Below are 26,467 nucleotides of genomic sequence, written 5' to 3' on the forward strand. Positions count from 1 at the left end.
TTGCAAGGCGACCTTCCGTGGCGTTATTCCGGCCCGAAAAAAGGGAGCCACAAGGGCTCCCGAGGGGACTTTCCGGTCGGCGTCAGGCCTCGATCTCGATCAGGACTTCGCCGGGGTTGACCCGGTCACCCTTGCCGACGTGAACCACCTTCACGGTGCCGGCGATCGGCGCCTGGATCTCGGTCTCCATCTTCATCGCTTCGCTGACCAGCACGGCCTGACCGGCCTTGACCACGTCGCCTTCCTTGACCAGCACCTCGACCACGTTGCCGGGCATGGTGGTGCTGACGTCGCCCGGCGCGCTGGCCTGGCGGCGGCCGCCACCGCTGCCGCCGACGAAGTCGTTGAGCGGCTCGAAGACCACTTCTTCGGGCATGCCGTCGATGGACAGGTAGAAGTGGCGCTTGCCTTCGGCCTTGACGCCGACGCCGGTGATGTCGACGCGGTAGCTCTCGCCGTGCACGTCGATGACGAACTCGGTCGGCACGCCGCCCTGCGCCGGCGCCGCGGCCGCGCCCGGCATCGGCAGCAGCACTTCGGGCTGCAGGGTGCCGGCTTCACGCTCTTCGAGGAACTTGCGCCCGATGTCCGGGAACATGGCGTAGGTCAGCACGTCCTCTTCGCTCTTGGCCAGCTCGCCGATCTCCTTGCGCAGCTTGTCCAGCTCGGGCTTGAGCAGGTCGGCCGGACGGCAGTCGATGACCTCCTCGCTGCCGATGGCCATGAAGCGCAGGCGCTCGCAGACCGGCGCCGGCGCCTTGCCGTAGCGGCCCTGCAGGTAGTACTTCACCTCGGTGGTGATGGTCTTGTAGCGCTCGCCGGCAAGCACGTTGAAGAAGGCCTGGGTACCGACGATCTGCGAGGTCGGGGTGACCAGCGGTGGGTAACCGAGGTCCTTGCGTACCTTCGGGATCTCGGCCAGCACGTCGTCCATGCGGTGCAGCGCGCCCTGCTCCTTGAGCTGGTTGGCCAGGTTGGAAATCATCCCGCCGGGGACCTGGTTGACCTGCACGCGGGTGTCGACGCCGGTGAATTCGCTCTCGAACTGGTGGTACTTCTTGCGCACCGCATAGAAGTACAGGCCGATCTCCTGCAGCAGCTCCAGATCCAGCCCGGTGTCGTACGGGGTATCGCGCAGCGCGGCGACCATCGACTCGGTGCCCGGGTGGCTGGTGCCCCAGGCCATCGACGAGATCGCGGTGTCTATGCGGTCGGCCCCGTTCTCCACGGCCTTGAGCTGGCACATGCTGGCCACACCGGCGGTGTCGTGCGAGTGCACCACCACGTCGAGCTCGGGCAGCGCCTGCTTCAGTGCCTTGACCAGCTCGCCGGTGGCGTAGGGGGTCAGCAGGCCGGCCATGTCCTTGATCGCGATCGAGTCGATGCCCATCGCCGCCATCTGCCGACCCTGCTCGACAAACGCCTCGACCGTGTGCACCGGGCTGGTGGTGTAGGCGATGGTGCCCTGGGCGTGCTTGCCGGCCTTCTTCACGGCGCGGATGGCGGTTTCCAGGTTACGCACGTCGTTCATCGCATCGAAGATGCGGAACACGTCGATGCCGTTCTCGGCGGCCTTGGCGACGAACGCCTCGACCACGTCATCGCTGTAGTGGCGGTAGCCGAGCAGGTTCTGCCCGCGCAGGAGCATCTGCAGGCGCGTGTTGGGCAGCGCCGCCTTCAGCTGGCGCAGGCGCTCCCAGGGGTCTTCCTTGAGGAAGCGCACGCAGGCGTCGAAGGTGGCGCCACCCCAGACTTCCAGCGACCAGTAGCCGACGCGGTCGAGCTTGTCGCAGATCGGCAGCATGTCCTCGGTGCGCATGCGGGTCGCCAGCAGCGACTGGTGGGCATCACGCAGGATGGTATCGGTAACGCTGATTTTCTTGCTCATGGGTGTGGTCCTCACAGGCCTGCGTGGGCGGCAATGGCGGCGGCGATGGCCAGGGCAAGTTCGCCCGGCTTGCGTTTGATCGAGTAGTTCAGCAGTTCCGGATGGTTGTCGACGAAGCTGGTGTTGAACTGCCCGCTGCGGAATTCCGGGTTGGCCAGGATCTGCTGGTAATAGGTGGCGGTGGTCTTCACGCCCTGCACGCGCATGTCGTCGAGCGCACGCGAACCGCGCGCCAGCGCCTCTTCCCAGGTCAGCGCCCAGACGATCAGCTTCAGGCACATCGAGTCGTAGTACGGCGGGATGGTGTAGCCGGTGTAGATCGCCGTGTCGGTGCGTACGCCCGGGCCGCCCGGGGCGTAGTAGCGGGTGATCTTGCCGAAACAGGGCAGGAAGTTGTTGCGCGGGTCCTCGGCGTTGATGCGGAACTGCAACGCGTAGCCGCGGTACTGGATGTCTTCCTGCTTGATCGACAGCGGCAGGCCCGAGGCGATGCGAATCTGCTCGCGGACGATGTCGATGCCGGTGATTTCCTCGGTGATGGTGTGCTCGACCTGCACGCGGGTGTTCATTTCCATGAAGTACACCTCGCCGTCGGCGAGCAGGAACTCCACGGTGCCGGCGTTCTCGTAGCCGACCGCCTTCGCCGCCTTCACCGCCAGATCACCGATATAGGCACGCTGCTCGGGCGTGAGCTGCGGGCTCGGCGCGATCTCGATGAGCTTCTGGTTGCGCCGCTGGATCGAACAGTCGCGCTCGAACAGGTGCACGGTGTTGCCGAACGAGTCGGCCAGCACCTGGGCCTCGATGTGCTTCGGGTTGACGATGCACTTCTCCAGAAACACCTCGGCACTGCCGAACGCCTTGGTCGCCTCGGAAATGACCCGCGGGTAGGCCTGGGTCAGTTCTTCCTTCGAGTTGCAGCGACGGATGCCACGGCCACCGCCACCGGAAGTCGCCTTGAGCATCACCGGATAGCCGATGCGTTCGGCTTCGCGCAGCGCTTCCTCGAGATCGGCGACGTTGCCTTCGGTACCGGGCGTGCAGGGCACGCCCGCGGCCATCATGCTGCGCCGGGCCTCGGTCTTGTCGCCCATGCGGCGGATCACCTCGGCCTTCGGGCCGACGAACTTGATCCCGCGCTGCGCACAGATTTCCGCCAGCTCGGCGTTCTCGGAGAGGAAGCCGTAGCCCGGGTGCAGAGCATCGCAACCGGTCTCCACGGCCAGGTTCACCAGCTTGCGCGGGTTCAGGTAGCCGGCCAGCGGGTCCTCGCCGATGAAGTGGGCCTCGTCGGCACGCTTGACGTGCAGCGCATGGCGGTCGGCCTCGGAGAATACCGCCACCGAGCGAACGCCCATCTCGGCGCAGGCACGCACGATGCGTACGGCGATTTCCCCTCGGTTGGCGATCAGCAGCTTCTTGATCACGCTGTCTTCCCTCGGATCGATGATCAGGCGGCCCGTGCAGGGCCGGTAGGCACGCGTAGGAGCGTTTTTTCACCCTACGCCGAGGGCAGCGATCAGCGAAAATGAATAATTGTTTGCCCGACCATAAGAAAAGACTTATACAAGCGCAACGACGGTGCCTGAAGCGCCGCTCACGAGCCATTTCCTGATCGTTCGGTCAGCGTTTCAACGCCGGGAGGCGAGCCAAATGCGAAAGTCGCTGATGCGCATGACCCTGCGCCAGCTGCAGGTTTTCAACGCGGTCTGCGAGACGCGCTCCTACAGTCGCGCCGCCGAGGACATGGCCCTGACCCAGCCGGCGGTCAGCTCGCAGATCCGCCAGCTCGAAGAGCTGGTCGGCCAGCCGCTGTTCGAATACGTCGGCCGCAAGCTCTACCTCACCGAGGCGGCCGAGGTACTGCGACGCGCCAGCGGCGACATCTTCGGCCGCCTGGAGAGCCTCGACATGCAGCTCTCGGACCTGCGCGGCTCGCTGCAGGGCCAGCTCAAGCTGGCGGTCGAATCGAGCGCCAAGTACTTCGTCCCGCACCTGTTCGCCGCCTTCAAGCAGCAGCACCCGGACGTCGGCCTGCAACTGACCGTGGTCAACCGCGCCCAGGTGATCAAGCGCCTGACCGATAACCGCGACGACCTGGTGATCATGTCGCTGATGCCCACCGAGGTCGCGCTGGAGTTCCTGCCGTTCCTGAACAACCCCATCGTCGCGGTGGCACCGCCGGAACATCCGCTGTGCAGCGCGACCAGCCTCACCCTGCAGGACCTGACGGCCTATCCGCTGCTGATCCGCGAGCAGGGCTCGGGGACGCGCAAGGCATGCGAAGAGTACTTCCAGCAGAAGCGCGCGCATTTCGCCCAGACCGTGGAGATAGCCTCGCTCGACGCGCTGCGCGAGGCGGCCATCGCCGGCCTCGGCGTGACCTTGCTACCGCGCCACGCGGCGAGCCTCGAACTCGGTCACGGCCTGCTGCGTGAACTGCCGGTCGAGGAATTGCCGCTGTACCGCAGCTGGTGCGTGGCGCATGCGCGCGGCAAGCGCCTGACGCCGGTGGCGCAGGCGTTCTTTGCCTTCATCCGCGACCGGCGCGCGCAGATCAGTGCGCTGGCGACACGCTTTGGCGGTTCTGCACCCAGGCCTGCTGCGCAGTAAGCGCCGAGGGCTCGGCGAAGGGATCGAGCAGCGCCTGCAGCCGGCGCTGCTCGGCATAGCTCTCGATGGCGCGGCGATAGCGCATGCGACGCACATCCTGGGCCTTGCGGCGGGCCTTGGCGTCGAGTGGCGAAACGGATTCGTCGATGTTCGGCAGCATGGCGTGTCTCCCGGCGAGAGGTTTCGGGAGTTCCAGCTTCCACCGGCGAGATGACCGGGTGATTGCAGCTTGTCGACAGGCCGATGACGGCAGCCGTGGCCGGACCGGCGGTCGCAGCGGACCTGGCCCGGCACCCGCCTGCCGAGCGCGCCTCAGTCGTCGTGCTTCACCGTCTTGGGCGACAGGCGCAGGCTGCGCAGGCTGCGCTTGACGCTCTTGAGGTGGTTGACCAGGCTCGGCCCGCGCGCCATCGCCACGCCCATCGCCAGTACGTCGATCACCACCAGGTGGGCGATGCGCGAGGTCAGCGGCGTGTAGATCTCGGTGTCTTCCTGCACGTCGATCGCCAGGTTGATGGTCGCCAGCTCCGCCAGCGGGGTCTGGCTCGGGCACAGGGTGATCAGCGTGGCGCCGGTCTCGCGGACCACGTTGGCGGTGATCAGCAGGTCCTTGGAGCGACCGGACTGCGAGATGCAGATCGCCACGTCCGAAGGCTTGAGCGTCACCGCCGACATCGCCTGCATGTGCGGGTCCGAATAGGCCGCCGCCGACAGCAGCAGGCGGAAGAACTTGTGCTGCGCGTCGGTGGCCACCGCGCCGGAGGCGCCGAAGCCGTAGAACTCCACCCGCTCGGCGCGGGCGATGGCCGCCACGGCGCGCTCCAGGGCCTGGAGGTCGAGGCGCTCGCGCACTTCCATCAGGGTGTGCAGGGTGGTGTCGAAGATCTTCTGGCTGATGTCGCCGATGGCGTCCTGCTCGCTGATCGAGAACTGCCCGAAGCTGGCGCCCGCCGCCAGGCTCTGCGCCAGCTTGAGCTTGAGGTCCTGGAAGCCCAGGCAGCCGATGGCCCGGCAGAAACGCACGATGGTCGGCTCGCTGACGCCAACCGTATGGGCCAGATCGGCCATGGAGCTGTGCATGACCGCCGCCGGATCGAGCAACACATGATCGGCGACCTTCAGTTCCGATTTGCGCAGCAGGCTTCGGGATTGGGCGATGTGTTGCAGCAGATTCACGGGGCTGACTCGCTATGATCGGCTGGCGACCGCCGGATGCAGAGCGTCCGGCCACCCGGCCAGCGGGTTGTAGTGGGTCGGTAGTTATACTACAAGCCCTCTGCCGGCGCCCAACAATCCGGCCATTTTTTGCCCACTTACGCACCTGGAGTGATGCCGTGTCGATTTCCTGTGACATGCTCGTGTTCGGCGGAACCGGTGACCTGGCTCTGCACAAGCTGATCCCCGCGCTCTACCACCTGCATCGTGAAGGCCGACTGCACCGCGACGTGCGCGTCCTCGCGCTGGCACGCAAGAAGCTCGATCGCGCCGCCTACCTGGCCCTGGCCGAACGGCATTGCCGCGCCCAGGTCGCCCGTGGCGACTTCACCAGCGAGGCCTGGCAGGCCTTCGCCACCCGCCTGGACTACCTGCCGCTGGATGCCACCCAGCGCAGCGAATTCGTCCGCCTGGCGCATCACCTCGGCGAAGCCGGCAAGCGCGTGCGGGTCCACTACCTGGCCACCGCGCCGGACCTGTTCGAACCCATCGCCGCCAACCTGGAAAGCGCAGGGCTGGCCGGTGACGATGCACGCATCGTGCTGGAAAAGCCGATCGGCCACTCGCTGGACTCGGCACTGGAAATCAACGAGGCGATCGGCGCGGTATTTCCCGAATCGCGCATCTACCGGATCGACCACTACCTGGGCAAGGAAACGGTGCAGAACCTCATGGCGCTGCGCTTCGCCAACGCGCTGTTCGAGCCGATCTGGCGCGCCGGGCATATCGACCACGTGCAGATCACCGTGGCCGAAACCCTCGGCGTGGAGAACCGCGGCGGCTACTACGACCATGCCGGCGCCATGCGCGACATGTTGCAGAACCACCTCCTGCAGCTGCTCTGCCTGGTGGCGATGGAGGCGCCGGTGCGCTTCGACGCCAAGCACATCCGCGGCGAGAAGGTGAAGGTGCTCGAGGCGCTCAAGCCGATCACCGGCAACGACGTGCTGGACAAGACCGTGCGCGGCCAGTACGGCGCCGGGCGCATTGGCGGGCACGACGTGCCGGCCTATTACTTCGAGCCGAACATCGACAACGACAGCGACACCGAAACCTTTGTCGCGGTGCAGGCCGAGGTCGACAACTGGCGCTGGGCTGGCGTGCCCTTCTACCTGCGCACCGGCAAACGCATGGCGCGCAAGCGTTCGGAGATCATCATCACCTTCAAGCAGGTGCCGCACCTGCTGTTCAAGAAGGGCGAGGTCAACCGCCTGGTCATCAGCCTGCAGCCGGAGGAATGCATCAGCCTGCAGCTGATGGCCAAGGCACCGGGCAAGGGCATGCAGCTCGAGCCGGTGGAGCTGGATCTCAACCTGGCCCATGCCTTCAGCAGCACCCGCCGCTGGGAGGCCTATGAGCGTCTGCTGCTGGACGTGATCGAAGGCGACTCGACGCTGTTCATGCGCCGCGACGAGGTGGAGGCGGCCTGGCGCTGGGTCGATCCGATTCTCGAAGGCTGGCAGGGCCACTACCGCAAGCCGCGCCCCTACCCGGCGGGCGAGGACGGCCCCGAACAGGCGCGCCAGCTCGTCGAACGGCATGGCCACCAGTGGTGGCGCTGAACTTGCCGGACAACTTCCGAGCATATCGCCGTGAACTCCCGTGCCAGACGGCCTGCAACTTCCTGCGCATGCGCCGGACAGCGCCACCTGAACTTCGCCGGATCAGACTTTTGTTGCAGGATTTTGTCCGCTGAATCTACCGATGAACTATGCCGTGAACTTCCGCCTGCACAGGAAGTTCACGGCGTAGTTCTCGCACGCTCAATTGGCCAATCTTCAGCACCCCTCACGCCGGCCCGTTCCGCTGCACGCGGCATCAGCCATTTCGGCTGCGCAACCCAGCAAATTCGCGGCTTCCAGGCCACCTCTGCACGCCCCGGCAGGACGCGCAGGAGGCGCCGCACGGCGCGACGAACATTCGTCGGGAACCTTGGGCAAACAGCACGCTCGAACTAACCCGCGGAAGTATTTGAAACTTCGCCGATATCGCGCGATATCAGCGCGGCAACTGCAAGACGCTCGGGAAGTTCGGGGTTGAGAAACTTTTCCCGATGTGCCTACCCTAAAAAGGAATTCAATCAACAACCCAAAAGGCTTTGTTTTGAGTTTCTCCACCGTACAGCTCCGTCGCCCAACCGACGGCGACGGTTACAACCTTCATCAGCTGGTGGCGCGCTGCCAGCCCCTCGACACCAACTCGGTGTACTGCAACCTGTTGCAGTGTTCGGACTTCGCCGACACGGCCATCGCCGCCGAGACGTCCGATGGTCAGTTGGTCGGTTTCATCTCCGGTTATCGCCCGCCCCAGCGGCCCGACACCCTGTTCGTCTGGCAGGTCGCGGTCGACGCCTCGATGCGCGGTCAGGGCCTGGCCCTGCGCATGCTGCTCGCGCTGATCGGCCGGGTTGCCCGCGAACAGGGCGTGCGTTACCTGGAAACCACCATCTCGCCGGACAACGCGGCCTCGCAGGCGCTGTTCCAGCGCGCCTTCGCCCGCCTCGGCGTCGAAGCCGAAACGCGCACGCTGTTCTCGCGCCAGACCCATTTCGCTGGCAAGCACGAAGACGAGGTGCTGTATCGCGCCGGTCCTTTCGACGCTTCCCGTCTAGAAGAAGAGATCAAGGAGCAAGCATGAAAACTTTCGAACTCAATGAATCCAAGGTTCGCAGCTACTGCCGTTCCTTCCCGGTCATCTTCAAGCAGGCCCGGGGCGCCGAACTGATCACCCAGGACGGCAAGCACTACATCGATTTCCTCGCCGGTGCCGGCACGCTGAACTACGGGCACAACCACCCGCTGCTCAAGCAGGCGCTGCTCGACTACATCGAGCAGGACGGCGTGACCCACGGCCTGGACATGTACACCGCCGCCAAGGAGCGCTTCCTCGAAACCTTCAACCGCGTGATCCTCGAGCCGCGCGGCATGGGCAGCTACCGCATGCAGTTCACCGGGCCGACCGGCACCAATGCGGTGGAAGCGGCGCTGAAACTGGCGCGCAAGGTCACCGGCCGCAACAACATCATCAGCTTCACCAACGGCTTCCACGGCTGCAGCATCGGCGCACTGGCGGCCACCGGCAACGGCCATCACCGCGGCGGTGCCGGCACCGGCCTGACCGACGTCAGCCGCATGCCCTACGCCAACTATTTCGGCGACAAGACCAACACCATCGGCATGATGGACAAACTCCTGTCCGACCCGTCCAGCGGCATCGACAAGCCGGCGGCGGTGATCGTCGAGACGGTGCAGGGCGAAGGCGGGCTGAACGTCGCCTCGACCGAATGGATGCGCAAGCTGGAAAAGCTCTGCCGCAAGCACGACATGCTGCTGATCGTCGATGACATCCAGGCCGGCTGCGGCCGCACCGGCACCTTCTTCAGCTTCGAGGAAATGGGCATCAAGCCGGACATCGTGACCCTGTCCAAGTCGCTCTCCGGTTACGGCCTGCCGTTCGCCATGGTGCTGCTGCGCGAGGAGCTCGACCAGTGGAAGCCGGGCGAGCACAACGGCACCTTCCGCGGCAACAACCACGCCTTCGTCACCGCTGCCGCTGCGGTCGAGCATTTCTGGCAGAACGATGAGTTCGCCAGCAGTGTGCGCGCCAAGGGCAAGCGCATCGCCGACGGCATGCAGCGCATCATCCGCCGACATGGCCCGGATTCGCTGTTCCTCAAGGGCCGCGGAATGATGCTCGGCATCAGCTGCCCGGATGGCGACATCGCCGCCGCGGTGTGCCGCCAGGCGTTCGCCGACGGCCTGGTGGTCGAGACCAGCGGCGCCCACAGCGAAGTGGTCAAGTGCCTCTGCCCGCTGGTGATCAGTGAGGAGCAGATCGACAAGGCGCTGAACATTCTGGACAAGGCCTTCGCCGCCGTGATGGGCGAGCAGGCCGCCAACCAAGCTTCCTGAGGACCCCGCGATGATCGTAAGAACCCTGGCCGAATGCGAAGCCACCGACCGCAAGGTCCACAGCCAGACCGGCACCTGGAACAGCACGCGCATGCTGCTCAAGGACGACAACGTCGGCTTCTCGTTCCACATCACCACCATCTACGCCGGTAGCGAGACCCACATCCACTACCAGAACCACTTCGAGGCGGTGTACTGCATCAGTGGCAACGGCGAGATCGAGACCACTGCCGACGGCAAGATCTACCGGATCGAGCCGGGCACGCTCTATGTGCTCGACAAGCACGACGAGCACCTGCTGCGCGGCGGCAGCGAGGACATGAAGCTGGCCTGCGTGTTCAACCCGCCGCTCAACGGCCGCGAAGTCCACGACGAAAGCGGTGTCTATCCGCTGGAGGCCGAAACCATCGCCTGACCCAGGACCCGCGGGGCGCGCGCCGCCCCGCATTCCCAACCGAAAGGAGGACGACATGAGCACCGCACGAGACGACCAGTATCCATCGCGCCACGAAGACCAGCCCCGCTGGCAGGAGCGCCTGGACCCGGTCGTGTACCGCAGCGACCTGGAGAACGCGCCGATCGCGGCCGAGATGATCCAGCGCTTCGAGCGTGACGGCTATCTGGTCATTCCCAACCTGTTCAGCGCCGAGGAAGTGGCGCTGTTTCGCGCCGAACTCGACCGCGTACGGCAGGACCCGGCCGTCGCCAGCTCCGGCAAGACCATCAAGGAACCCGACAGCGGCGCGATCCGCTCGGTGTTCGCCATCCACAAGGACAACGCGCTGTTCGCCCGCGTCGCGGCGGACGAACGCATTGCCGGCATCGCCCGCTTCATCCTCGGCGGCGACATTTATGTCCATCAGTCGCGGATGAACTTCAAGCCCGGCTTCAGCGGCAAGGAGTTCTACTGGCACTCGGATTTCGAGACCTGGCACGTCGAAGACGGCATGCCGCGCATGCGCTGCCTGTCCTGCTCGATCCTGTTGACCGACAACGCGCCGCACAACGGCCCGCTGATGCTGATGCCCGGTTCGCAACGCCATTACGTGCGCTGCGTCGGTGAAACGCCGGAGAACCACTACGAGAAGTCCCTGCGCAAGCAGGAGATCGGCGTGCCGGACGAAAACAGCCTGACCGAGCTGGCCAGCCGCTTCGGCATCGATTGCGCCACCGGCCCGGCCGGTAGCGTGGTGTTCTTCGACTGCAACACCATGCACGGCTCGAACGGAAATATCACACCCAGCGCACGCAGCAATCTGTTCTACGTGTACAACCACGTGGATAATGCCGTGCAGGCGCCGTTCTGCCAGCAGGCACCCCGCCCGGCCTTCGTTGCCGAGCGCGAGGACTTCACCCCGCTGCGAATTCAGCCGCAACAGTATCTCTGATGCCTGCCGGGTCGTCTGATCGACGAACCCGGCTCCCCTACCGGCCATATGCCCTTCGCCATTCGCTGACGAAGGGTCCGGCCCAGGGATGACTCTCACCAAGGTTGTCGACCGCGCGAGCGCCACCCTGCGCCCGGCCCGTCCACGGCCTGCAGAATGGGACGCAACGAAACGATGCATACCGTAGAAAAAATCGGCGGCACTTCGATGAGCCGCTTCGAGGAAGTCCTCGACAACATCTTCATCGGCCAGCGTGAGGGCGACGCGCTGTACCAGCGCGTGTTCGTCGTCTCGGCCTACAGCGGCATGACCAACCTGCTGCTCGAGCACAAGAAGACCGGCGAGCCAGGCGTCTACCAGCGCTTTGCCGACGCGCAGAACGAGGAAGCCTGGCGCGAGAGCCTCGAGCAGGTTCGCCAGCGCATGCTGGAAAAGAACGCCGAGCTGTTTGCCAGCGAATACGAGCTGCATGCCGCCAACCAGTTCATCAACAAGCGCATCGACGATGCCGCCGAGTGCATGTACAGCCTGCACAAGCTGTGCAGCTACGGGCACTTCCAGCTGTCCGAGCACCTGATGAAGGTGCGCGAGATGCTCGCCTCGCTGGGTGAGGCGCACAGCGCCTTCAACTCGGTGCTGGCGCTCAAGCAGCGCGGCGTGAACGCCCGCCTGGCCGATCTCACCGGCTGGCATCGCGATACGCCGCTGCCGTTCGAAGAGATGATCCGCGACAGCTTCGCCGGCATCGACTTCAACCGCGAACTGGTCGTCGCCACCGGCTACACGCACTGCAGCGAAGGCCTGATGAACACCTTCGACCGCGGCTACAGCGAGATCACCTTCGCCCAGATCGCCGCCGCCACCGGCGCGCGCGAGGCGATCATCCACAAGGAATTCCACCTCTCCTCGGCCGACCCTAACCTGGTCGGGGCCGACAAGGTGGTGACCATCGGCCGTACCAACTACGACGTCGCCGACCAGCTGTCGAACCTCGGCATGGAAGCGATCCACCCGCGCGCGGCCAAGACCCTGCGCCGTGCCGGTGTCGAGCTGCGCATCAAGAACGCCTTCGAGCCGCACCACGCCGGCACCCTGATCAGCCAGGACTACAAGTCGGAAAAGCCCTGCGTGGAGATCATCGCCGGGCGCAAGGACGTCTTCGGCATCGAGGTGTTCGATCAGGACATGCTCGGCGACGTGGCCTACGACATCGAGATCACCAAGCTGCTCAAGCAGCTCAAGCTCTACGTGGTGAACAAGGACTCGGACGCCAACAGCATCACCTACTACGCCTCCGGTTCGCGCAAGCTGATCAACCGCGCGGCCAAGCTGATCGAAGAGCAGTACCCGGCGGCCGAGGTCAGCGTGCACAACGTGGCGATCGTCTCGGCGATCGGCTCGGACCTCAAGGTCAAGGGCATCCTCGCCAAGACCGTCGCCGCGCTGGCCGAGGCCGGCATCAGCATCCAGGCGGTGCACCAGTCGATCCGCCAGGTGGAAATGCAGTGCGTGGTCAATGAGGAAGACTACGACGCCGCGGTTGCTGCGCTGCACCGCGCGCTGATCGAGCCGGAGAATCATGGCGACGTGATCGCTGCCGCCTGATCTTCGCTGTCGCACAGACGCCGGGCCCGGTAATGCCGCGCCCGGCGTTTTGCCGTCTGCCGGCCGCGTCGGCGGCCTGATGTCGATCAATAAACCGCGCGGCGCGGCGGACCAGTATGGAATCGGGCGCCGGGACCGGCGCTCTTGCCATCACAGGAGTCCGCATGTTTCCCGAATACCGTGAGCTGATCACCCGCCTGAAGAACCAGGACCCGCATTTCACCCGCCTGTTCGACGATCACAACGCGCTCGACCAGCGCATCAAGAACATGGAAGCGCACATCGTCCACGGCACCGAAACCGAGGTCGAGAACCTGAAGAAGGAAAAGCTGCGCATCAAGGACGAGCTGTACGCCATCCTCAAGCAGGCCGCCAGCGCCTGAGTCGTCGCACCCCGCCGGTTTGCGGCGGGGTGACACGCCCCACCGCTCGCCCGGGCATGGCGCACTCGACGGCGTTCGGCGGTAGAATCGCCGCTTTTCCGCCTCGCCGAGTCACCGCACCATGTCCACCACCTTTCGCCCCGAGCTGCTGTCGCCCGCCGGCACGCTGAAATCCATGCGCTACGCCTTCGCCTATGGCGCCGATGCCGTGTATGCCGGGCAGCCGCGCTACAGCCTGCGCGTGCGCAACAACGAGTTCGACCACGCCAACCTCAAGCGCGGCATCGACGAGGCCCACGCGCTGGGCAAGCAGTTCTACGTGGTGGTCAACATCGCGCCGCACAACGCCAAGCTGAAGACCTTCATCAAGGACCTCGAGCCGGTGGTGGCGATGGGCCCGGATGCGCTGATCATGTCCGACCCGGGGCTGATCATGCTGGTGCGTAAGCACTTCCCGCAGCAGACCATCCACCTCTCGGTACAGGCCAACGCGGTGAACTGGGCGACGGTGAAGTTCTGGGAAAGCCAGGGCGTCAGCCGCGTGATCCTGTCCCGTGAGCTATCGCTGGAGGAGATCGGCGAGATCCGCGAGCAGGTGCCGGGCATGGAGCTGGAGGTGTTCGTCCACGGCGCGCTGTGCATGGCCTATTCCGGCCGCTGCCTGCTGTCGGGCTACATCAACAAGCGCGACCCCAACCAGGGCACCTGCACCAACGCCTGCCGCTGGGAATACAAGACCCACGAAGCGAAGGAGGACGAACTGGGCAACTCGGTTCACCTCTACGAGCCCATCGCCGTGAAGCCGGTCGAGGCGCAGGGCAACCCGACCCTGGGTGCTGGCGCGCCGACCGACAAGGTGTTCCTGCTCGAGGATGTCTCGCGCCCCGGCGAGTTCATGGAGGCGACCGAGGACGAGCACGGCACCTACATCATGAACTCCAAGGACCTGCGTGCCGTGCAGCATGTCGAGCGGCTGGTGCAGATGGGCGTGCATTCGCTGAAGATCGAGGGCCGCACCAAGAGCCACTACTACGTGGCGCGCACCGCCCAGGTGTACCGCAAGGCCATCGACGATGCGGTGGCCGGCCGGCCGTTCGACAGAAGCCTGATGGACACCCTCGAGTCGCTCGCCCACCGCGGCTACACCGAGGGTTTCCTGCGCCGCCACGTGCATGACGAATACCAGAACTACGAGCGCGGCTTCTCGCTGTCCGAGCGCCAGCAGTTCGTCGGCGAACTGACCGGCGAGCGGCGCAACGGGCTGGCCGAGGTCAAGGTGAAGAACCGCTTCGCGGTCGGCGACCGGCTGGAGCTGATGACTCCGCAGGGCAATCTCAATTTCCGCCTGGAAACCCTGGAAAACAGCCGCGGCGAGCACACCGAGGTCGCCCCCGGTGACGGCCACACCGTGTACCTGCCGGTACCGGACGATGTCGAACTGGCCTACGGGCTGCTGATGCGCGAACTCGACGGCGGCAGCACGCGCGGCTGATCAGCCGGCAGCGAAGCGCACCCGGGCATTGACCTGGCCGTCGCCGACGCGCTCCAGGCTAACCTCCGCCAGGCGCACGCCGAGCGCCTGCAGCTCGTCGAACCAGCGCAGCAAGAGCGCTGCCGAGGCCCCCGGCAGGCTGACCTGCAGGCTGCCGTCGGCGCCATTCTCGAAGCTCTCGATCAAGAGGTTGCTCTGCTGCGCGCTCTGCGTGATCAGCCCCTGCAGCTGGTCGGGGGCCAGGCTCGGGCTCTCCCCGCCGCCCAGCTGGCGCGCCAGGTCGGTGTTCTGCTCGAGGTAGGCATGCAGCTCGCGCTGCTCGAGGTAGGCCTCACGCGCCTGCTGCGCGGCGCGCTCGGCCGGCAGCCAGAGCCAGAGCCAGAACAGCACGCAGACGACAAACGCCGCCAGCAGCCCCAGCGCCAGGCGTTCGCGCGGCGCCAGCCGCTGCCAGCGCTGCCATAGCGGCGAATCGGCCAGGCGCACACCCAGCTGCTGGCGCAGATTCATGCTTCACCTCCAATCACCAGCCGTGCACTGACACCGGCGCCATCGCGACTGGCCGAGCCGAGCTGCACGGTCTGCCCGGTCTGTGCCAGCTGCTGGCGCAGCTGTTCGAGCGCGGCGAAATCCCCCGCCTGCACCTGCAACGCCAGGTCGCCACGGTCGGCGTTGTAGTCGAGCCCGCTGACCGTGACCGGAGTACCCTGGGCGAGTGCGTCGGCGACGTACCCGAGCAGGCGCATGAACCCCACCTGCCCGCCACCCTCACGGGCAATGTGATCGGTGAACTGCGCCCGCAGATTGACGATCCGGGTGTCCTCTGGGAACAGCTCGCGGTACAGCGCCAGGCTCGCCTCGGCATAGGCCTCGGCCTGACGCCCGAAATACCAGCCCTGCGCCAGGTTGAAGCCCAGCTGCACCAGGAGGATCAGCCCGAGCGTAGCCAACAGCGGCTTCCAATAGGCCAGCCCGCTACCGCCCAGTTCGACGGCGAACTCACCCTGCGCCAGGTTGACGGCTGCCGCCCGCTGGGAGGCGAGCAGGCGGTAGGGTTCGTCGACACGCGCATAGTCGTCGACCATCGGCGGCGCCTGCTCGGCATCGCCGCTCGCGTGGCGAGGCGCCGGGCAGCCCTCGGCCAGCGCCGGCCACTGCTCGATGGCGAACGCCAGGCGCGGCTCGGGACTGCCGCCGAGCAGGCCGCGCCCGCCGAGCAGCAGCAATTGCGTGCCCTCACGCGGCAGCAGGTCCGCATCGACATGAATGGCGACCACCGCAAGGCCCATCTCACGCAGCGCGGCAAGCCAGCCGGCGAGCAGCCCGCGGCGAATGGCGATCACCCGATGACGGCCATCGTCGAGCGGCTCGCCAAGGCTCAGGTGCAGCTCGTCAACGCTCTCGGCGAGCAGCTCCTCGGCGGCATAGGCCAGGGCCTGTGCCAGCCAGCGGGCCTTGCGGGTGGGCAGGGCGACGGCGAAGGCACTGCAGCATTCGGCCGGCAGAATCAGGCTGATCGCCCCGGGCTCCGCCGCGGCGACCTCGGCCAGCGGCACCTCGCGCGACGGCCCTTCGGCCGGCAGCCAGACGACCGGCAGGCCCGGCGTCAGCTGCGCGGGGCAATCGGCCGGCAGGAACAGGCAATCCATGGTCATGGTTCTCCTTCAACGGATGACGGGGGCAGGCGCGGCAGCTGGCCGAGGTTGCGCCAGAGCACACGGACGCTGCCGTCCTGCTCGCGCTGCAACAGGCTGACCAGCGCCAGGCGCCGATCGCCCAGGTGCACTTCCGAGGTCGCCTGGAAGAATTGACTGCCGACGGCGATCGCGGTGCCCTGCAAGGTGGTGCCGGCCATGGCCGGCTGGGCGAGAAAGGCGGCGGTATCGGTAAAGGGCGCGCCTTGCCGCTGCAGCACCAGCGCCTCGGCCGCGCCCAGGCTGAGGCTGTCGCTCAGGGTCGACAGGACCACTGCGCTGGCGGTGTTGACGTTCAGCGCGGCGTCCGCCGGCAGCGCGGCGACATAGGGCGCCAGACGCTGGTAGTCCTCCTCGCGCATGCCCAGCAACAGGCGCAGCTCGGAAAGGTCGAACAGCCGGCGGTTGGCGGCACGGTACGGCGGTTCGGCGAGCAGGTAGGCGCCGTCCTCGGCCCCCTGGGCACCGCTCGGTTCCTGATCGATATCGAGCCAGTCCACCAGCCGCTCGGCATAGGGCTCGCCGATCTGCAGACGGGCCAGCAGACGGCGGAACTGGTCGACACCCGCAGCCTCGGCCTGGCCGTTCTTCACCAGGCTGTTGAGATTGAAGCGCCCGGCCATGTCCTCGATCCGCAGCCGAATCTCGCCGCCCTCGATGGCGTAGGCCGGCAACGGCTGTGCCCAGGCTTCGCCAAGATGATCGACGGCGGCCTGCTGCTGACCGCCGTCGCGCAGGTCGCGCCTGAGGATGGCCTGCGCCAGCGCCTCGCCACCCAGCGCGTAATGCCACGCCTGGCGCGCCTGCAGCTGGTTGCTGCCCGAGCGGATGGCCAGCTGCTGGCGGGCGACCATGCCGGCACTGACCACGGTGACCAGCGCCACCACCAGCAGCACGGTGATCAGCGCGACGCCGCGCTGCGCCTTCATTGCGGCACCACTCCGGGCGGCTCGGGTGCGCCCTCGTCCGGCGAGCCGGGGACGCCCTCGGCGCCCGGCAACGCCACCTGACTCTGCTGCGACGGCGGGTCGGGCAGCCGCACCAGCCGGCTGAGGCGCCCGTAACGGGGCACCTCGAGGATCAGTTCGACCGCCTGCGGCAGGCGCTCGGCAGCATTTTCGGTGCCGCCACGGCCGAATTCGAACGGCGGCCACTCCTCATGCCAGCCGCCGTTCTCGTCGAGGTAGCGCAGTTCCAGCGCCGTCACATCGTCCAGCACGCGTTGCTCGCGCGGCGCGCTGTCCAGGTCGCGGTCGAGCACGACCCAGTAGAGCCGTTCGAGCCGGCCGCCAGCCAGCCGCCAGCGCACGCGCTGCAGGTTCGCCCGGCGCAGCCCGGTCGGGTTGCGCCAGCCACTGCGGGTCAGCTCCAGCAGCGGTGCGCCGTCCTCGCCGGCGGTCTGGCCGATGAAGGCGTTGGCTTCATCACCGAACGCATCGCGGATCGGCCGCGGCGACACCTGTTGCAGGTCGCGCTCGAACAGCCAGACCGCCCGGCTCAGCGCACGCAGCCGCTGCTCCTGCTCGGCGGTCGCCTGGTCGCTGCGCAGCACCGCCTCGAGCATGCGGTAGGTGCCGAGCCCGAGCAGCGCGAACAGGGCGATGGCGATCAGCAGTTCGAGCAGGGTGAAACCTGCGGTGCGCCGGCGAACGGGCATCTCAGCGCACCCCGATGAAGCCGGACAGGCTGGTCACGGCGCGTTCTGGCAACGGTCGGTTGCGGCGCCGCCCCTCGTCCAGCGCGACCCAGACAGTGACCTGCAACAGCCCGGGGTCCGCCGCCGCGCGTATCTCGCTGAGCGTCTGCCATTGGCGCCCGGCGTACTCCAGCTCGGTCGTCTCGCGCCCCGGCGTCGGCGGCGTGCGTTGCAGCTGCAGCTCGGTGATGCGGTTGTCGGCTATCCAGCTGGCGAGGGTCAGCTCTTCCAGCCGGGCGGCGTTCAGCGTGCTGCGCCCGGCCGCGGTCAGCACCACCGCCGAGACCATGGCGAAGATGGCCAGTGCCACCAGCACTTCGAGCAGGGTGAAGCCGCCGGCCCTGGCGCTCCTGCGCCTCATCGCCGCGACTCCAGCGGCTCGGCCTGCGGCAGCCGCAGACCGTCGCTGCTCAGGCGCCAGGCATTGCCGTCGGCGCGTCGCTCGGACAGGCGCAAGGTAAAGGGCGAGAGTTCGCCGCTGGAGAGGATCAGCAGTTGCGGCTCCAGCCGCGGGCGCCGCTTGGAGCGCTGCGGCGCTTGGTCTTCGCGCGACAGCCCGGCGCGGTCGCTCTCGCCCCTTGCCGGGTCGAGCAGGCGCAGCGGCGTGCCGTCGAGCTCCAGCTGCAGGCGCATCCACTCGGGCAGCTGCCGACCACGCGAACGGTCGGGTTCGTCCCAGCGCCCGGTCGCCTCGTCCAGACGCAGCACCCGGTAACCCGCGTCGCTGACCAGCAGGCCGTACTCGCGGCTGTCGAGCACCGCCTCGTCCGACAGCACGCCGATCAGCGCCGCCAGGCGCCGGGCCTCGTCGCGCAGCTCGCGCGAACTACTGGAGCTGCCGCTGGCCAGCACCGCCAGGCCGACAAGAATGCCGAGCAGCACCAGCACCACCAGCAGTTCGATCAGCGTGAAGGCGCGGGCTCGCCGGCGCATGGTTCAGAGTTCCCAGTTGCCGATGTCCGCATTCAGCTCCGAACCGCCGGGCTTGCCGTCGGCACCGTAGGAAAACAGGTCGTAGGGCCCCTTGGTACCGGGCGCCAGGTATTGGTACTCGTTGCCCCAGGGGTCCTTCGGCAGGCGCTTGAGATAACCGTCGGCATTCCAGTTACGCGGCTGCGGGCTGCCGCTCGGCCGGCTGACCAGCGCCTCGAGGCCCTGCTGGGTGCTCGGGTAGCTGAAGTTGTCCAGCTTGTACATGTCGAGCGCCGCGGCGATCGCCTTGATGTCGCCCTTGGCGACGGTGACCTTGGCCTGGTCCGGCCGGCTCATCACCTGCGGCACCACCAGCGCCGCCAGGATGCCGAGGATGACCACGACCACCATGATCTCGATGAGGGTAAAGCCCCCCTGCCTGTATCGTTGCAACTTCATGTCGTTACCCCACCAGTTGGTTGAGAGAGAGGATCGGCATCAGGATGGCCAGCACGATCACCAGCACCACCGCCCCCATGAACACCAGCATGAACGGCTCGAACAGGCCGACCAGCAAGGCAATCTGCGCGGCCAGGTCGTTCTCCTGATTGCGCGCCGTCCGCGCGAGCATCTGGTCCAGTTCGCCGGACTTCTCCCCGCTGGCGATCATGTGCAGCATCATCGGCGGGAATTCTCCGGTGGCCTCCAGCGCACGGGTCAGGCTGGTGCCCTCGCGCACCTTCTGCGCCGCCTCGACCACGCGCTCGCGGATGCGCAGGTTGGCGATCACCGCGGCGGCAATCGACAGCGCCTCGACCAGCGGCACGCCGCTGCGCGTGAGGATCGCCAGGGTCGAGGCGAACCGCGCGGTGTTGGTTGCCCGGCTCAGCCGACCGACCAGCGGCAGGCGCAGCAGCAGGGCATCCCAGCGTCGCCGGAGCGCCGTGTCGCGCAGCGCGGCGCGCAGGCCCAGCACGCCGGCGACCAGCACGAGGACGATCAGCCAGCCCCAGCTCTTGACCAGATTGCTGGCGGCGATCAGCCCGCGGGTCAGCGCCGGCAGCTCCTGGCCGGTGTTGACGAAGACCTTGACCACGTCGGGCACCACGTAGCCGAGCAGCAGCGAGACGATCGCCAGCGAGGCGACCAGCAGGATCACCGGGTAGAGCAGCGCCAGCTGGATCTTCTGCCGCGACTGCTGGCGCTGGTCGGTGTAGTCGGCGAGCTGGTCGAGCACCAGGCCCAGATGCCCGGCATGCTCACCCGCGGCGACCGTCGCGCGGTACAGCTCGGGAAACGCCGACGGATATTCGCGCAGCGCCGCGGCCAGGCTGTGCCCTTCCATGACGCGGGCCCGCACGGCCAGCAGCATCGACTTGATCTTCGCCGAGCTCGACTGCGCTGCCGTCGCGCGCAGCGCTTCTTCGATCGGCAACGCCGCCTGTACCAGTGTTGCCAGTTGACGGGTCAGCAGCGCCAGATCGCGCGCCGATAGCCCGCGGCCAAAATTCAGCCCGGGCCGCGTGCTGTCCTCGCGTGCACGGGCCGGCTTCACCTCCAGCGGCGCCCATTGCTTGTCGCGCAATAGCTGGCGCGCCTGGCGCGGGCTGTCCGCCTCGATCAGGCCCTTCTGCTGGCGCCCGCGCGGGTCGAGGGCGAGGTATTCGAACGCGGCCATCAGGCTGCCCTCGCCGCCCGCGGCTCAGCCAGGCGGTCATCGCCGTGCCGCGCGGCGCTGCTTGCCTGGCTCGGGCAAGCGCTCATCCACTCATTCCTCACGCGTCACCCGCAGCACTTCCTCGATGGTCGTCACACCTTCGCGCACCTTGCGCATGCCGTCCTCGCGGATGCCCGGGCCGAGCTCGCGGGCGTGGCGGAGCATGTCCTGCTCGCTGGCGCGGGTGTGCACCATGCTGCGCAGGCGGTCGTCGAAGACCACCAGTTCGTAGATGCCGGTGCGCCCGCGGTAGCCGAGATTGCGGCACACCTCGCAGCCCTCGGCGTGATAGAGCGTGGGCGGCGTGGCCGGATCGGCGCCAACCAGCGCGCATTCGGCGGGGTCGGCGACGTAGGGCCGCTTGCAGTCGTCGCAAAGCACCCGCACCAGACGCTGGGCGAGCACGGCGAGCAGCGACGAGGCGATCAGGAACGGCTCGACGCCCATGTCGACCAGCCGCGTGACCGCACCGATGGCACTGTTGGTATGCAGCGTGGAGAGCACCAGGTGGCCGGTCAGCGAGGCCTGTACCGCCATGTCGGCGGTTTCCTGGTCGCGGATCTCGCCGACCATCACCACGTCCGGGTCCTGGCGCAGAATCGCGCGCAGGCCGCGGGCAAAGGTCATGTCGACCTTGGTGTTGACCTGGGTCTGGCCGATGCCCTCGAGGTTGTATTCGATCGGGTCCTCGACGGTGAGGATGTTGCGCGTGCGGTCGTTGAGCGTGGTCAGCGCGGCATACAGCGTGGTGGTCTTGCCTGAACCGGTCGGGCCGGTGACGAGGATGATGCCGTGCGGCTTCTTCACCGTCTGTTCGAGCAGGCGCCGGTCCTGTGCGCTCATGCCCAGGTGGCGCAAGGTCAGGCGTCCGGCCTGCTTGTCGAGCAGACGCAGCACCACGCGTTCGCCGTTGGCCGAGGGCAGCGTGGACACGCGGATGTCCACCTCGCGGCCGCCGACCCTGAGCGAGATGCGCCCGTCCTGCGGGATACGCTTCTCGGCGATGTCGAGGCGCGCCATGACCTTGATCCGCGAGACCAGCAGCGCGGCCAGCTCGCGCTTGGGCTGGACCACCTCGCGCAGAATGCCGTCGACGCGGAAGCGGATCACCAGGCGCTTTTCGAAGGTTTCGATATGGATATCCGAGGCGTTCTCGGCGATGGCTTCGCCGAGGATGGCGTTGATCAGGCGGATGATCGGCGCGTCATCCTCCTGCTCAAGCAGGTCCTCGGTCTCTGGAATCTGATCGGCCAGGCTGTGCAGGTCGAGGTCGTTGCCGATGCCCTCGACCATCAGCATCGCCGCGGAAGAATCGTGCTGATAGGCCGCGCCGAGGGCCTGGTCGAACGCCTCCGGTGCCAGCCAGGTCACCGGCAGGCGCCGCCCGAGCACCCGCTGTGCCTCCTGTACCGCGGTCAGCGCCGCCCCTTGGCGCAGGCCCAGCCGCGGCGGGTCTTCCCGATCGAGCACGATCACCCCATGCCGGCGAGCGAAGGCGAAGGGCAGCCTTCGCTGTGCCGGCTCGTCCAGCAGGGGAGAAAGGAGATCGGCGTCCGTTTCGGCCATGCATGTCGCTCCTGGCTGCACTGCATCCGCGCCATCGGCCAGTTGCCGGACGGCATTTCAGAGTGGTTTGACTACAAGGACTGCATGACATTTCATGCGTTGCGACTTTTTTCCCCACCTTTCAGGCGAAACGGCGAACATCCGGACCGGCACCAAGGTCGAACCTGCCACCTTCGCCAGACGAATAGCCGGTTGATGCCGCGTCATTCATGATCCGGCCGGACAAAAAGTCGCGCGCCAGGGCTGCTCGTCTGTAGCCCAGCAATGATGCGGGCTACAGACCGAAAGAGCCCATCCCAGTCACGTTTTGACCATCCGCCAGGGAAGTATTCAGCATTAAAACAGTTGTTTGATTTTTTTGGCGCTTGCAGAATGCCAGGCCGCCGCATGCCTTCAGGGGCCTGCGGCACTTGTTCATCGGATCAGAAAAACCGGCCGCCAACGTAGTGGCCGGACAAAACACCAGCTTGCATCGCCTGGCGCGAGCGGGCTGGGTCGGATCACGCAGGAGAACAACAACAATGCACATCGGTGTACCTCTCGAAACCCATCCCGGGGAGACGCGCGTCGCCGCGACCCCGGAGACCATCAAGAAGCTGATCGGCCAAGGGCACCGGGTCACGGTGCAGAGCGGTGCCGGTGCGCAGGCCAGCGTGCCGGACAGCGCCTACGAGGCGGCAGGTGCAGCCATCGGCGATGCCGCCGCGGCGCTCGGCGCCGAGCTGGTGCTGAAGGTCGCCGCGCCGGACGAAGCGGAGCTGGCCCTGATGCAGCCGGGCAGCGTGCTGGTCGGCATGCTCAACCCCTTCGACAACGCCAACATCGCGCGCATGGCCGAACGCGGCATCGTCGCCTTTGCCCTCGAAGCCGCGCCGCGTACCTCGCGGGCGCAGAGCCTCGATGTGCTGTCCTCGCAGGCCAACATCGCCGGCTACAAGGCGGTGATGCTGGCGGCCAACCATTACCCGCGCTTCATGCCGATGCTGATGACCGCCGCCGGTACCGTTAAGGCCGCGCGCGTGCTGATCCTCGGCGCCGGTGTCGCCGGGCTGCAGGCCATCGCCACGGCCAAGCGCCTGGGCGCGGTGATCGAAGCCTCGGACGTACGCCCGGCGGTGAAGGAACAGGTCGAGTCGCTCGGCGCCAAGTTCGTCGATGTGCCCTGCGAGACCGACGAGGAGCGTGAGTGCGCCGAAGGCGTCGGCGGCTACGCGCGGCCGATGCCGGCCTCGTGGATGGAGCGCCAGGCCAAGGCGGTGCACGAGCGTGCCAAGCAGGCCGATATCGTCATCACCACTGCGCTGATCCCCGGGCGCAAGGCGCCGACCCTGCTGCACGAGGCCACGGTGGCGGAGATGAAGCCGGGCTCGGTGGTCATCGACCTGGCCGCAGCCCAGGGCGGCAACTGCCCGCTCACCGAAGCCGACCAGGTGGTGGTCAAGCATGGCGTGACCCTCGTCGGCTACAGCAACCTGGCGGCGCTGGTGCCGGCCGATGCGTCGGCGCTCTATGCGCGCAACCTGCTCGACTTCCTCAAGCTGGTCATCGACAAGGACGGCCAGTTCCACCTCGATCTCGACGACGACATCGTCGCCGCGTGCCTGATGTGCCGCGACGGCCAGGTCGTGCGGACCAACGCTTAAGGGAGCCCCGACATGGATCTGATTTCCGACGGCATCTACAACCTGATCATCTTCGTGCTGGCCATCTACGTCGGCTACCACGTGGTCTGGAACGTCACCCCGGCCCTGCACACCCCGCTGATGGCGGTCACCAACGCGATCTCGGCGATCGTCATCGTCGGCGCCATGCTCGCCGCCGCGCTCACCGTCACCCCGCTGGGCAAGGCCATGGGCACGCTGGCCGTGGCGCTGGCCGCAGTCAACGTGTTCGGCGGCTTCCTGGTCACCCGCCGCATGCTGGAAATGTTCAAGAAGAAGGACCGCAGCGCAGCCAAGGCGGAGGGCAAGTAAGCCATGAGCATGAACCTGATTACCCTGCTCTACCTCATCGCCTCGGTGTGCTTCATCCAGGCGCTGAAGGGCCTGTCCCACCCCACCACGTCACGCCGCGGCAACCTGTTCGGCATGATCGGCATGGCGATTGCCGTGCTCACCACCGTGGCGCTGATCTTCAAGCTCGGCAGCGAGCTGGCGGTCACCGGCATCGGCTACGTGATCGTCGGCCTGCTGATCGGCGGCACCGCCGGTTCGATCATGGCCAAGCGCGTCGAGATGACCAAGATGCCCGAACTGGTCGCCTTCATGCACAGCATGATCGGCCTGGCCGCGGTGTTCATCGCCATCGCCGCGGTGGTCGAGCCGCAGTCGCTGGGCATCGTCGAGCAGATCGGCTACGCGATTCCGGTGGGTAACCGCCTGGAGCTGTTCCTCGGCGCGGCCATCGGTGCCATCACCTTCTCCGGCTCGGTGATCGCCTTCGGCAAGCTGTCGGGCAAGTACAAGTTCCGCCTGTTCCAGGGCGCCCCGGTGGTGTTCAAGGGCCAGCACATGGTCAACCTGGCCGTGGGCCTGGCGATCGTCGCGCTCGGCCTGATCTTCACCTTCACCGGCAACCTCAGTGCCTTCGCCCTGCTGGTGGCGCTGGCCTTCGTCATCGGCGTGCTGATCATCATCCCCATCGGCGGTGCGGACATGCCGGTGGTGGTGTCGATGCTCAACAGCTACTCGGGCTGGGCAGCAGCCGGTATCGGCTTCTCGCTGAACAACTCGATGCTGATCATCGCCGGCTCGCTGGTGGGCTCGAGCGGCGCGATCCTCTCGTACATCATGTGCAAGGCAATGAACCGCTCGTTCTTCAACGTCATCCTCGGCGGCTTCGGTGCCGACGCCGATGCCGGCGGCCCGGCGGGCGCGCAGCAGGAGCGCAACGTGAAGTCCGGCTCGGCCGACGACGCCGCCTTCCTGCTGACCAACGCCGACACCGTGATCATCGTGCCCGGCTACGGCCTGGCGGTGGCCCGCGCGCAGCACGCGCTGATGGAGCTGGCCGAGAAGCTGACGCACATGGGCGTGACCGTGAAGTACGCGATCCACCCGGTCGCCGGGCGCATGCCGGGGCACATGAACGTGCTGCTGGCCGAAGCCGAGGTGCCCTACGAGCAGGTCTTCGAGATGGAGGACATCAACTCCGAATTCGGCCAGGCCGACGTGGTGCTGGTGCTCGGCGCCAACGACGTGGTCAACCCGGCGGCGAAGACCGACCCGAAGTCGCCGATCGCCGGCATGCCGATCCTCGAGGCGTACAAGGCCAAGACGGTCATCGTCAACAAGCGCTCCATGGCCAGCGGCTATGCGGGCCTGGACAACGAGCTGTTCTACATGGACAAGACCATGATGGTCTTCGGCGACGCCAAGAAGGTGGTCGAGGATATGGTCAAGGCCGTGGACTAAGCCGCCCGGCCGCGCCAGCAAACCCCTCCCGGCGCCGCCGCGAGGGGTTTCTTTTTGTCCGCTCAGGCTTCGCCGAGAAATACCTTGAAGGCCTGCCACAGCGGGCTGCGGTAGCGCTGCGGATGCCAGACCAGCGAGAAGCTGCGACTCAGCGGCAGGTCGCTGGCCAATGCCACCAGTTCGCCGCGCGCGATCTCTTCGGCAACGCACAGTTGCGACAGGCAGCCCAGGCCGAGCCCCGCACGCACCGCCTGCTTGATCGCCTCATGCTGGTTCAACGCCATGCGTACCCGCAACCGTGGCGTGCGCATCCGGGCAGCCGCCTCGAATACCGCCCGCGAGCCGGAGCCCGGTTCACGCAGGATCCAGGCTTCGCCGGCAAGGTCCTCGTCGCTCAGGTAGCCGCGCGCAGCCAACCGATGTTGCGGGGCGCAGACGATCAGCATGCGATCCTCGCGCCAAACCTCTGCACTCAGCCGAGGGTCGTTGCACGGACCTTCGATCAGGCCGAGATCAGCCTCCAGATGCAGCAGGTCGGCAATGACTTCCCCCGTGTTGCGCAGCCGCGTGGTCACCTCCGCACCGGGATAGCGCTCGGTGAAGCGCCCGACCAGCGAGGGCACCAGGTGCGTGCCGATGGTCGCACTGGCCACCAGCGTCAGCTCGCCGTGCAGTGCGCCATCGGGCTCGCGTGCCGCTTCGACGAAGGCCTCCAGCTCGTCCAACAACCGCTCGGCACGCGGCAGCAGCCGGCGCCCAGCCTCACTGAGCTGCAGGCGCTTGCCGAAACGATCGAACAGCGGCACCTCCAGGCGCCGCTCCAGTTCGGCCAGCGAACCGCTGCTCGCCGATTGCGACAGGTTCAGCCGGTCCGCCGCGGCGGCCAGGCTGCCTCCGCGGGCGACGGCCACAAAGACCTGCAATTGACGAAAGCTGACGGCGGGATGCATGTCGGTTTTTCCGTTGAGTTATAT

At 66.8% G+C, this 26,467-nt stretch carries 26 protein-coding genes; 12 read left to right on the forward strand and 14 right to left on the reverse strand.

What is annotated here, in order from left to right; translation table 11 throughout:
- Positions 1-82: 82 nt before the first annotated feature.
- Both oadA and CL52_RS19470 read right to left on the reverse strand, forming a co-directional pair.
- Entirely contained in the window at positions 83-1,888 is a 1,806-nt protein-coding gene (gene oadA / locus CL52_RS19465) for a sodium-extruding oxaloacetate decarboxylase subunit alpha (RefSeq protein WP_041109452.1), read from the reverse strand.
- A gap of 11 nt (positions 1,889-1,899) precedes the next feature.
- Positions 1,900-3,315 carry an acetyl-CoA carboxylase biotin carboxylase subunit gene (locus CL52_RS19470; RefSeq protein WP_041109450.1) on the reverse strand — a complete coding sequence of 472 codons (1,416 nt, stop codon included), beginning with the start codon at positions 3,313-3,315 and terminating at the stop codon, positions 1,900-1,902.
- A gap of 226 nt (positions 3,316-3,541) precedes the next feature.
- Here CL52_RS19470 and CL52_RS19475 point away from each other — a divergent pair, with 226 nt between their 5' ends.
- Positions 3,542-4,501, forward strand: coding sequence for a LysR family transcriptional regulator (locus tag CL52_RS19475; protein ID WP_041109448.1), 960 nt, complete (start codon positions 3,542-3,544; stop codon positions 4,499-4,501).
- Here the strand turns inward: CL52_RS19475 and CL52_RS19480 are convergent.
- Both CL52_RS19480 and hexR read right to left on the reverse strand, forming a co-directional pair.
- Positions 4,446-4,661 (reverse strand): PA3496 family putative envelope integrity protein, encoded by a 216-nt coding sequence (locus CL52_RS19480; protein ID WP_041109446.1) that lies wholly within the window; start codon positions 4,659-4,661, stop codon positions 4,446-4,448. The genes CL52_RS19475 and CL52_RS19480 overlap by 56 nt on opposite strands.
- Before the next feature lie 152 nt (positions 4,662-4,813).
- The gene (gene hexR, locus CL52_RS19485; RefSeq protein ID WP_043222610.1) at positions 4,814-5,677 is read right to left on the reverse strand and encodes a transcriptional regulator HexR; all 864 of its coding nucleotides are present in this window, start codon (positions 5,675-5,677) and stop codon (positions 4,814-4,816) included.
- Between the two features lie 158 nt (positions 5,678-5,835).
- On the opposite strand from hexR, the gene zwf reads away from it, so the two are divergent.
- From zwf to trhP, 8 genes are all read left to right on the forward strand, one after another.
- Positions 5,836-7,278, forward strand: coding sequence for a glucose-6-phosphate dehydrogenase (gene zwf, locus CL52_RS19490; RefSeq protein ID WP_041109442.1), 1,443 nt, complete (start codon positions 5,836-5,838; stop codon positions 7,276-7,278).
- A gap of 541 nt (positions 7,279-7,819) precedes the next feature.
- Positions 7,820-8,353 (forward strand): diaminobutyrate acetyltransferase, encoded by a 534-nt coding sequence (ectA, locus tag CL52_RS19495; protein WP_043222612.1) that lies wholly within the window; start codon positions 7,820-7,822, stop codon positions 8,351-8,353.
- A complete protein-coding gene (gene ectB, locus CL52_RS19500) occupies positions 8,350-9,627 on the forward strand; it encodes a diaminobutyrate--2-oxoglutarate transaminase (protein WP_041109438.1) in 1,278 nt (425 codons plus the stop codon). The genes ectA and ectB overlap by 4 nt, the downstream gene beginning before the upstream one ends.
- 10 nt (positions 9,628-9,637) lie before the next feature.
- Positions 9,638-10,042: an ectoine synthase gene (locus CL52_RS19505; protein WP_041109436.1), complete on the forward strand. Its 405-nt coding sequence runs from the start codon at positions 9,638-9,640 to the stop codon at positions 10,040-10,042.
- Positions 10,043-10,097: 55 nt separating this feature from the next.
- Entirely contained in the window at positions 10,098-11,015 is a 918-nt protein-coding gene (gene thpD, locus CL52_RS19510) for an ectoine hydroxylase (protein ID WP_041109435.1), read from the forward strand.
- 174 nt (positions 11,016-11,189) lie between these two features.
- Positions 11,190-12,620, forward strand: coding sequence for an aspartate kinase (locus CL52_RS19515; RefSeq protein ID WP_041109433.1), 1,431 nt, complete (start codon positions 11,190-11,192; stop codon positions 12,618-12,620).
- 164 nt (positions 12,621-12,784) lie between these two features.
- Positions 12,785-13,003 (forward strand): HP1242/YdcH family protein, encoded by a 219-nt coding sequence (locus CL52_RS19520; protein ID WP_041109431.1) that lies wholly within the window; start codon positions 12,785-12,787, stop codon positions 13,001-13,003.
- A gap of 121 nt (positions 13,004-13,124) precedes the next feature.
- Entirely contained in the window at positions 13,125-14,495 is a 1,371-nt protein-coding gene (gene trhP, locus CL52_RS19525) for a prephenate-dependent tRNA uridine(34) hydroxylase TrhP (protein ID WP_043222614.1), read from the forward strand.
- Here the strand turns inward: trhP and CL52_RS19530 are convergent, their stop codons facing one another.
- The 9 genes from CL52_RS19530 to gspE all read right to left on the reverse strand — a co-directional run bounded on the left by CL52_RS19530 (position 14,496) and on the right by gspE (position 22,080).
- Complete coding sequence (locus CL52_RS19530) at positions 14,496-15,005, reverse strand: type II secretion system protein M (protein ID WP_041109427.1); 510 nt, start codon at positions 15,003-15,005, stop codon at positions 14,496-14,498.
- Positions 15,002-16,144, reverse strand: coding sequence for a type II secretion system protein GspL (gene gspL / locus CL52_RS19535; protein WP_043222616.1), 1,143 nt, complete (start codon positions 16,142-16,144; stop codon positions 15,002-15,004). The genes CL52_RS19530 and gspL overlap by 4 nt, the downstream gene beginning before the upstream one ends.
- Before the next feature lie 2 nt (positions 16,145-16,146).
- Positions 16,147-17,118 (reverse strand): type II secretion system minor pseudopilin GspK, encoded by a 972-nt coding sequence (gspK, locus tag CL52_RS19540; protein WP_043222618.1) that lies wholly within the window; start codon positions 17,116-17,118, stop codon positions 16,147-16,149.
- Entirely contained in the window at positions 17,115-17,846 is a 732-nt protein-coding gene (gene gspJ, locus CL52_RS19545) for a type II secretion system minor pseudopilin GspJ (RefSeq protein WP_043222620.1), read from the reverse strand. Before gspJ ends, gspK begins: the two co-directional genes overlap by 4 nt.
- A 1-nt stretch (position 17,847) precedes the next feature.
- Positions 17,848-18,246: a type II secretion system minor pseudopilin GspI gene (gene gspI / locus CL52_RS19550; protein WP_043222621.1), complete on the reverse strand. Its 399-nt coding sequence runs from the start codon at positions 18,244-18,246 to the stop codon at positions 17,848-17,850.
- Positions 18,243-18,818, reverse strand: a complete 576-nt coding sequence (gene gspH / locus CL52_RS19555; RefSeq protein WP_043222623.1) for a type II secretion system minor pseudopilin GspH — start codon at positions 18,816-18,818, stop codon at positions 18,243-18,245. The genes gspI and gspH overlap by 4 nt, the downstream gene beginning before the upstream one ends.
- 3 nt (positions 18,819-18,821) lie before the next feature.
- The gene (gspG, locus tag CL52_RS19560) at positions 18,822-19,256 is read right to left on the reverse strand and encodes a type II secretion system major pseudopilin GspG (protein WP_041109416.1); all 435 of its coding nucleotides are present in this window, start codon (positions 19,254-19,256) and stop codon (positions 18,822-18,824) included.
- A gap of 4 nt (positions 19,257-19,260) precedes the next feature.
- Positions 19,261-20,475 carry a GspF family T2SS innner membrane protein variant XcpS gene (gene xcpS, locus CL52_RS19565; RefSeq protein WP_043222625.1) on the reverse strand — a complete coding sequence of 405 codons (1,215 nt, stop codon included), beginning with the start codon at positions 20,473-20,475 and terminating at the stop codon, positions 19,261-19,263.
- A gap of 90 nt (positions 20,476-20,565) precedes the next feature.
- Positions 20,566-22,080 (reverse strand): type II secretion system ATPase GspE, encoded by a 1,515-nt coding sequence (gspE, locus tag CL52_RS19570; RefSeq protein ID WP_043222628.1) that lies wholly within the window; start codon positions 22,078-22,080, stop codon positions 20,566-20,568.
- 521 nt (positions 22,081-22,601) lie between these two features.
- Between gspE and CL52_RS19575 the strand changes: the two genes are divergently transcribed.
- Genes CL52_RS19575 through CL52_RS19585 form a run of 3 tightly spaced genes read left to right on the forward strand, consistent with a single transcriptional unit; the run spans position 22,602 to position 25,493 of the window.
- Entirely contained in the window at positions 22,602-23,723 is a 1,122-nt protein-coding gene (locus CL52_RS19575; protein WP_043222630.1) for a Re/Si-specific NAD(P)(+) transhydrogenase subunit alpha, read from the forward strand.
- Between the two features lie 12 nt (positions 23,724-23,735).
- Entirely contained in the window at positions 23,736-24,053 is a 318-nt protein-coding gene (locus tag CL52_RS19580; protein WP_003284152.1) for an NAD(P) transhydrogenase subunit alpha part 2, read from the forward strand.
- A 3-nt stretch (positions 24,054-24,056) separates the two neighbouring features.
- Entirely contained in the window at positions 24,057-25,493 is a 1,437-nt protein-coding gene (locus tag CL52_RS19585) for an NAD(P)(+) transhydrogenase (Re/Si-specific) subunit beta (protein WP_043222632.1), read from the forward strand.
- A gap of 62 nt (positions 25,494-25,555) precedes the next feature.
- On the opposite strand, the gene CL52_RS19590 is transcribed toward CL52_RS19585, so the two are convergent.
- Positions 25,556-26,443 carry a LysR family transcriptional regulator gene (locus CL52_RS19590; RefSeq protein WP_041109407.1) on the reverse strand — a complete coding sequence of 296 codons (888 nt, stop codon included), beginning with the start codon at positions 26,441-26,443 and terminating at the stop codon, positions 25,556-25,558.
- Positions 26,444-26,467 lie beyond the last annotated feature (24 nt).

The organism is Stutzerimonas balearica DSM 6083 (assembly GCF_000818015.1).
Lineage (GTDB): Bacteria > Pseudomonadota > Gammaproteobacteria > Pseudomonadales > Pseudomonadaceae > Stutzerimonas > Stutzerimonas balearica.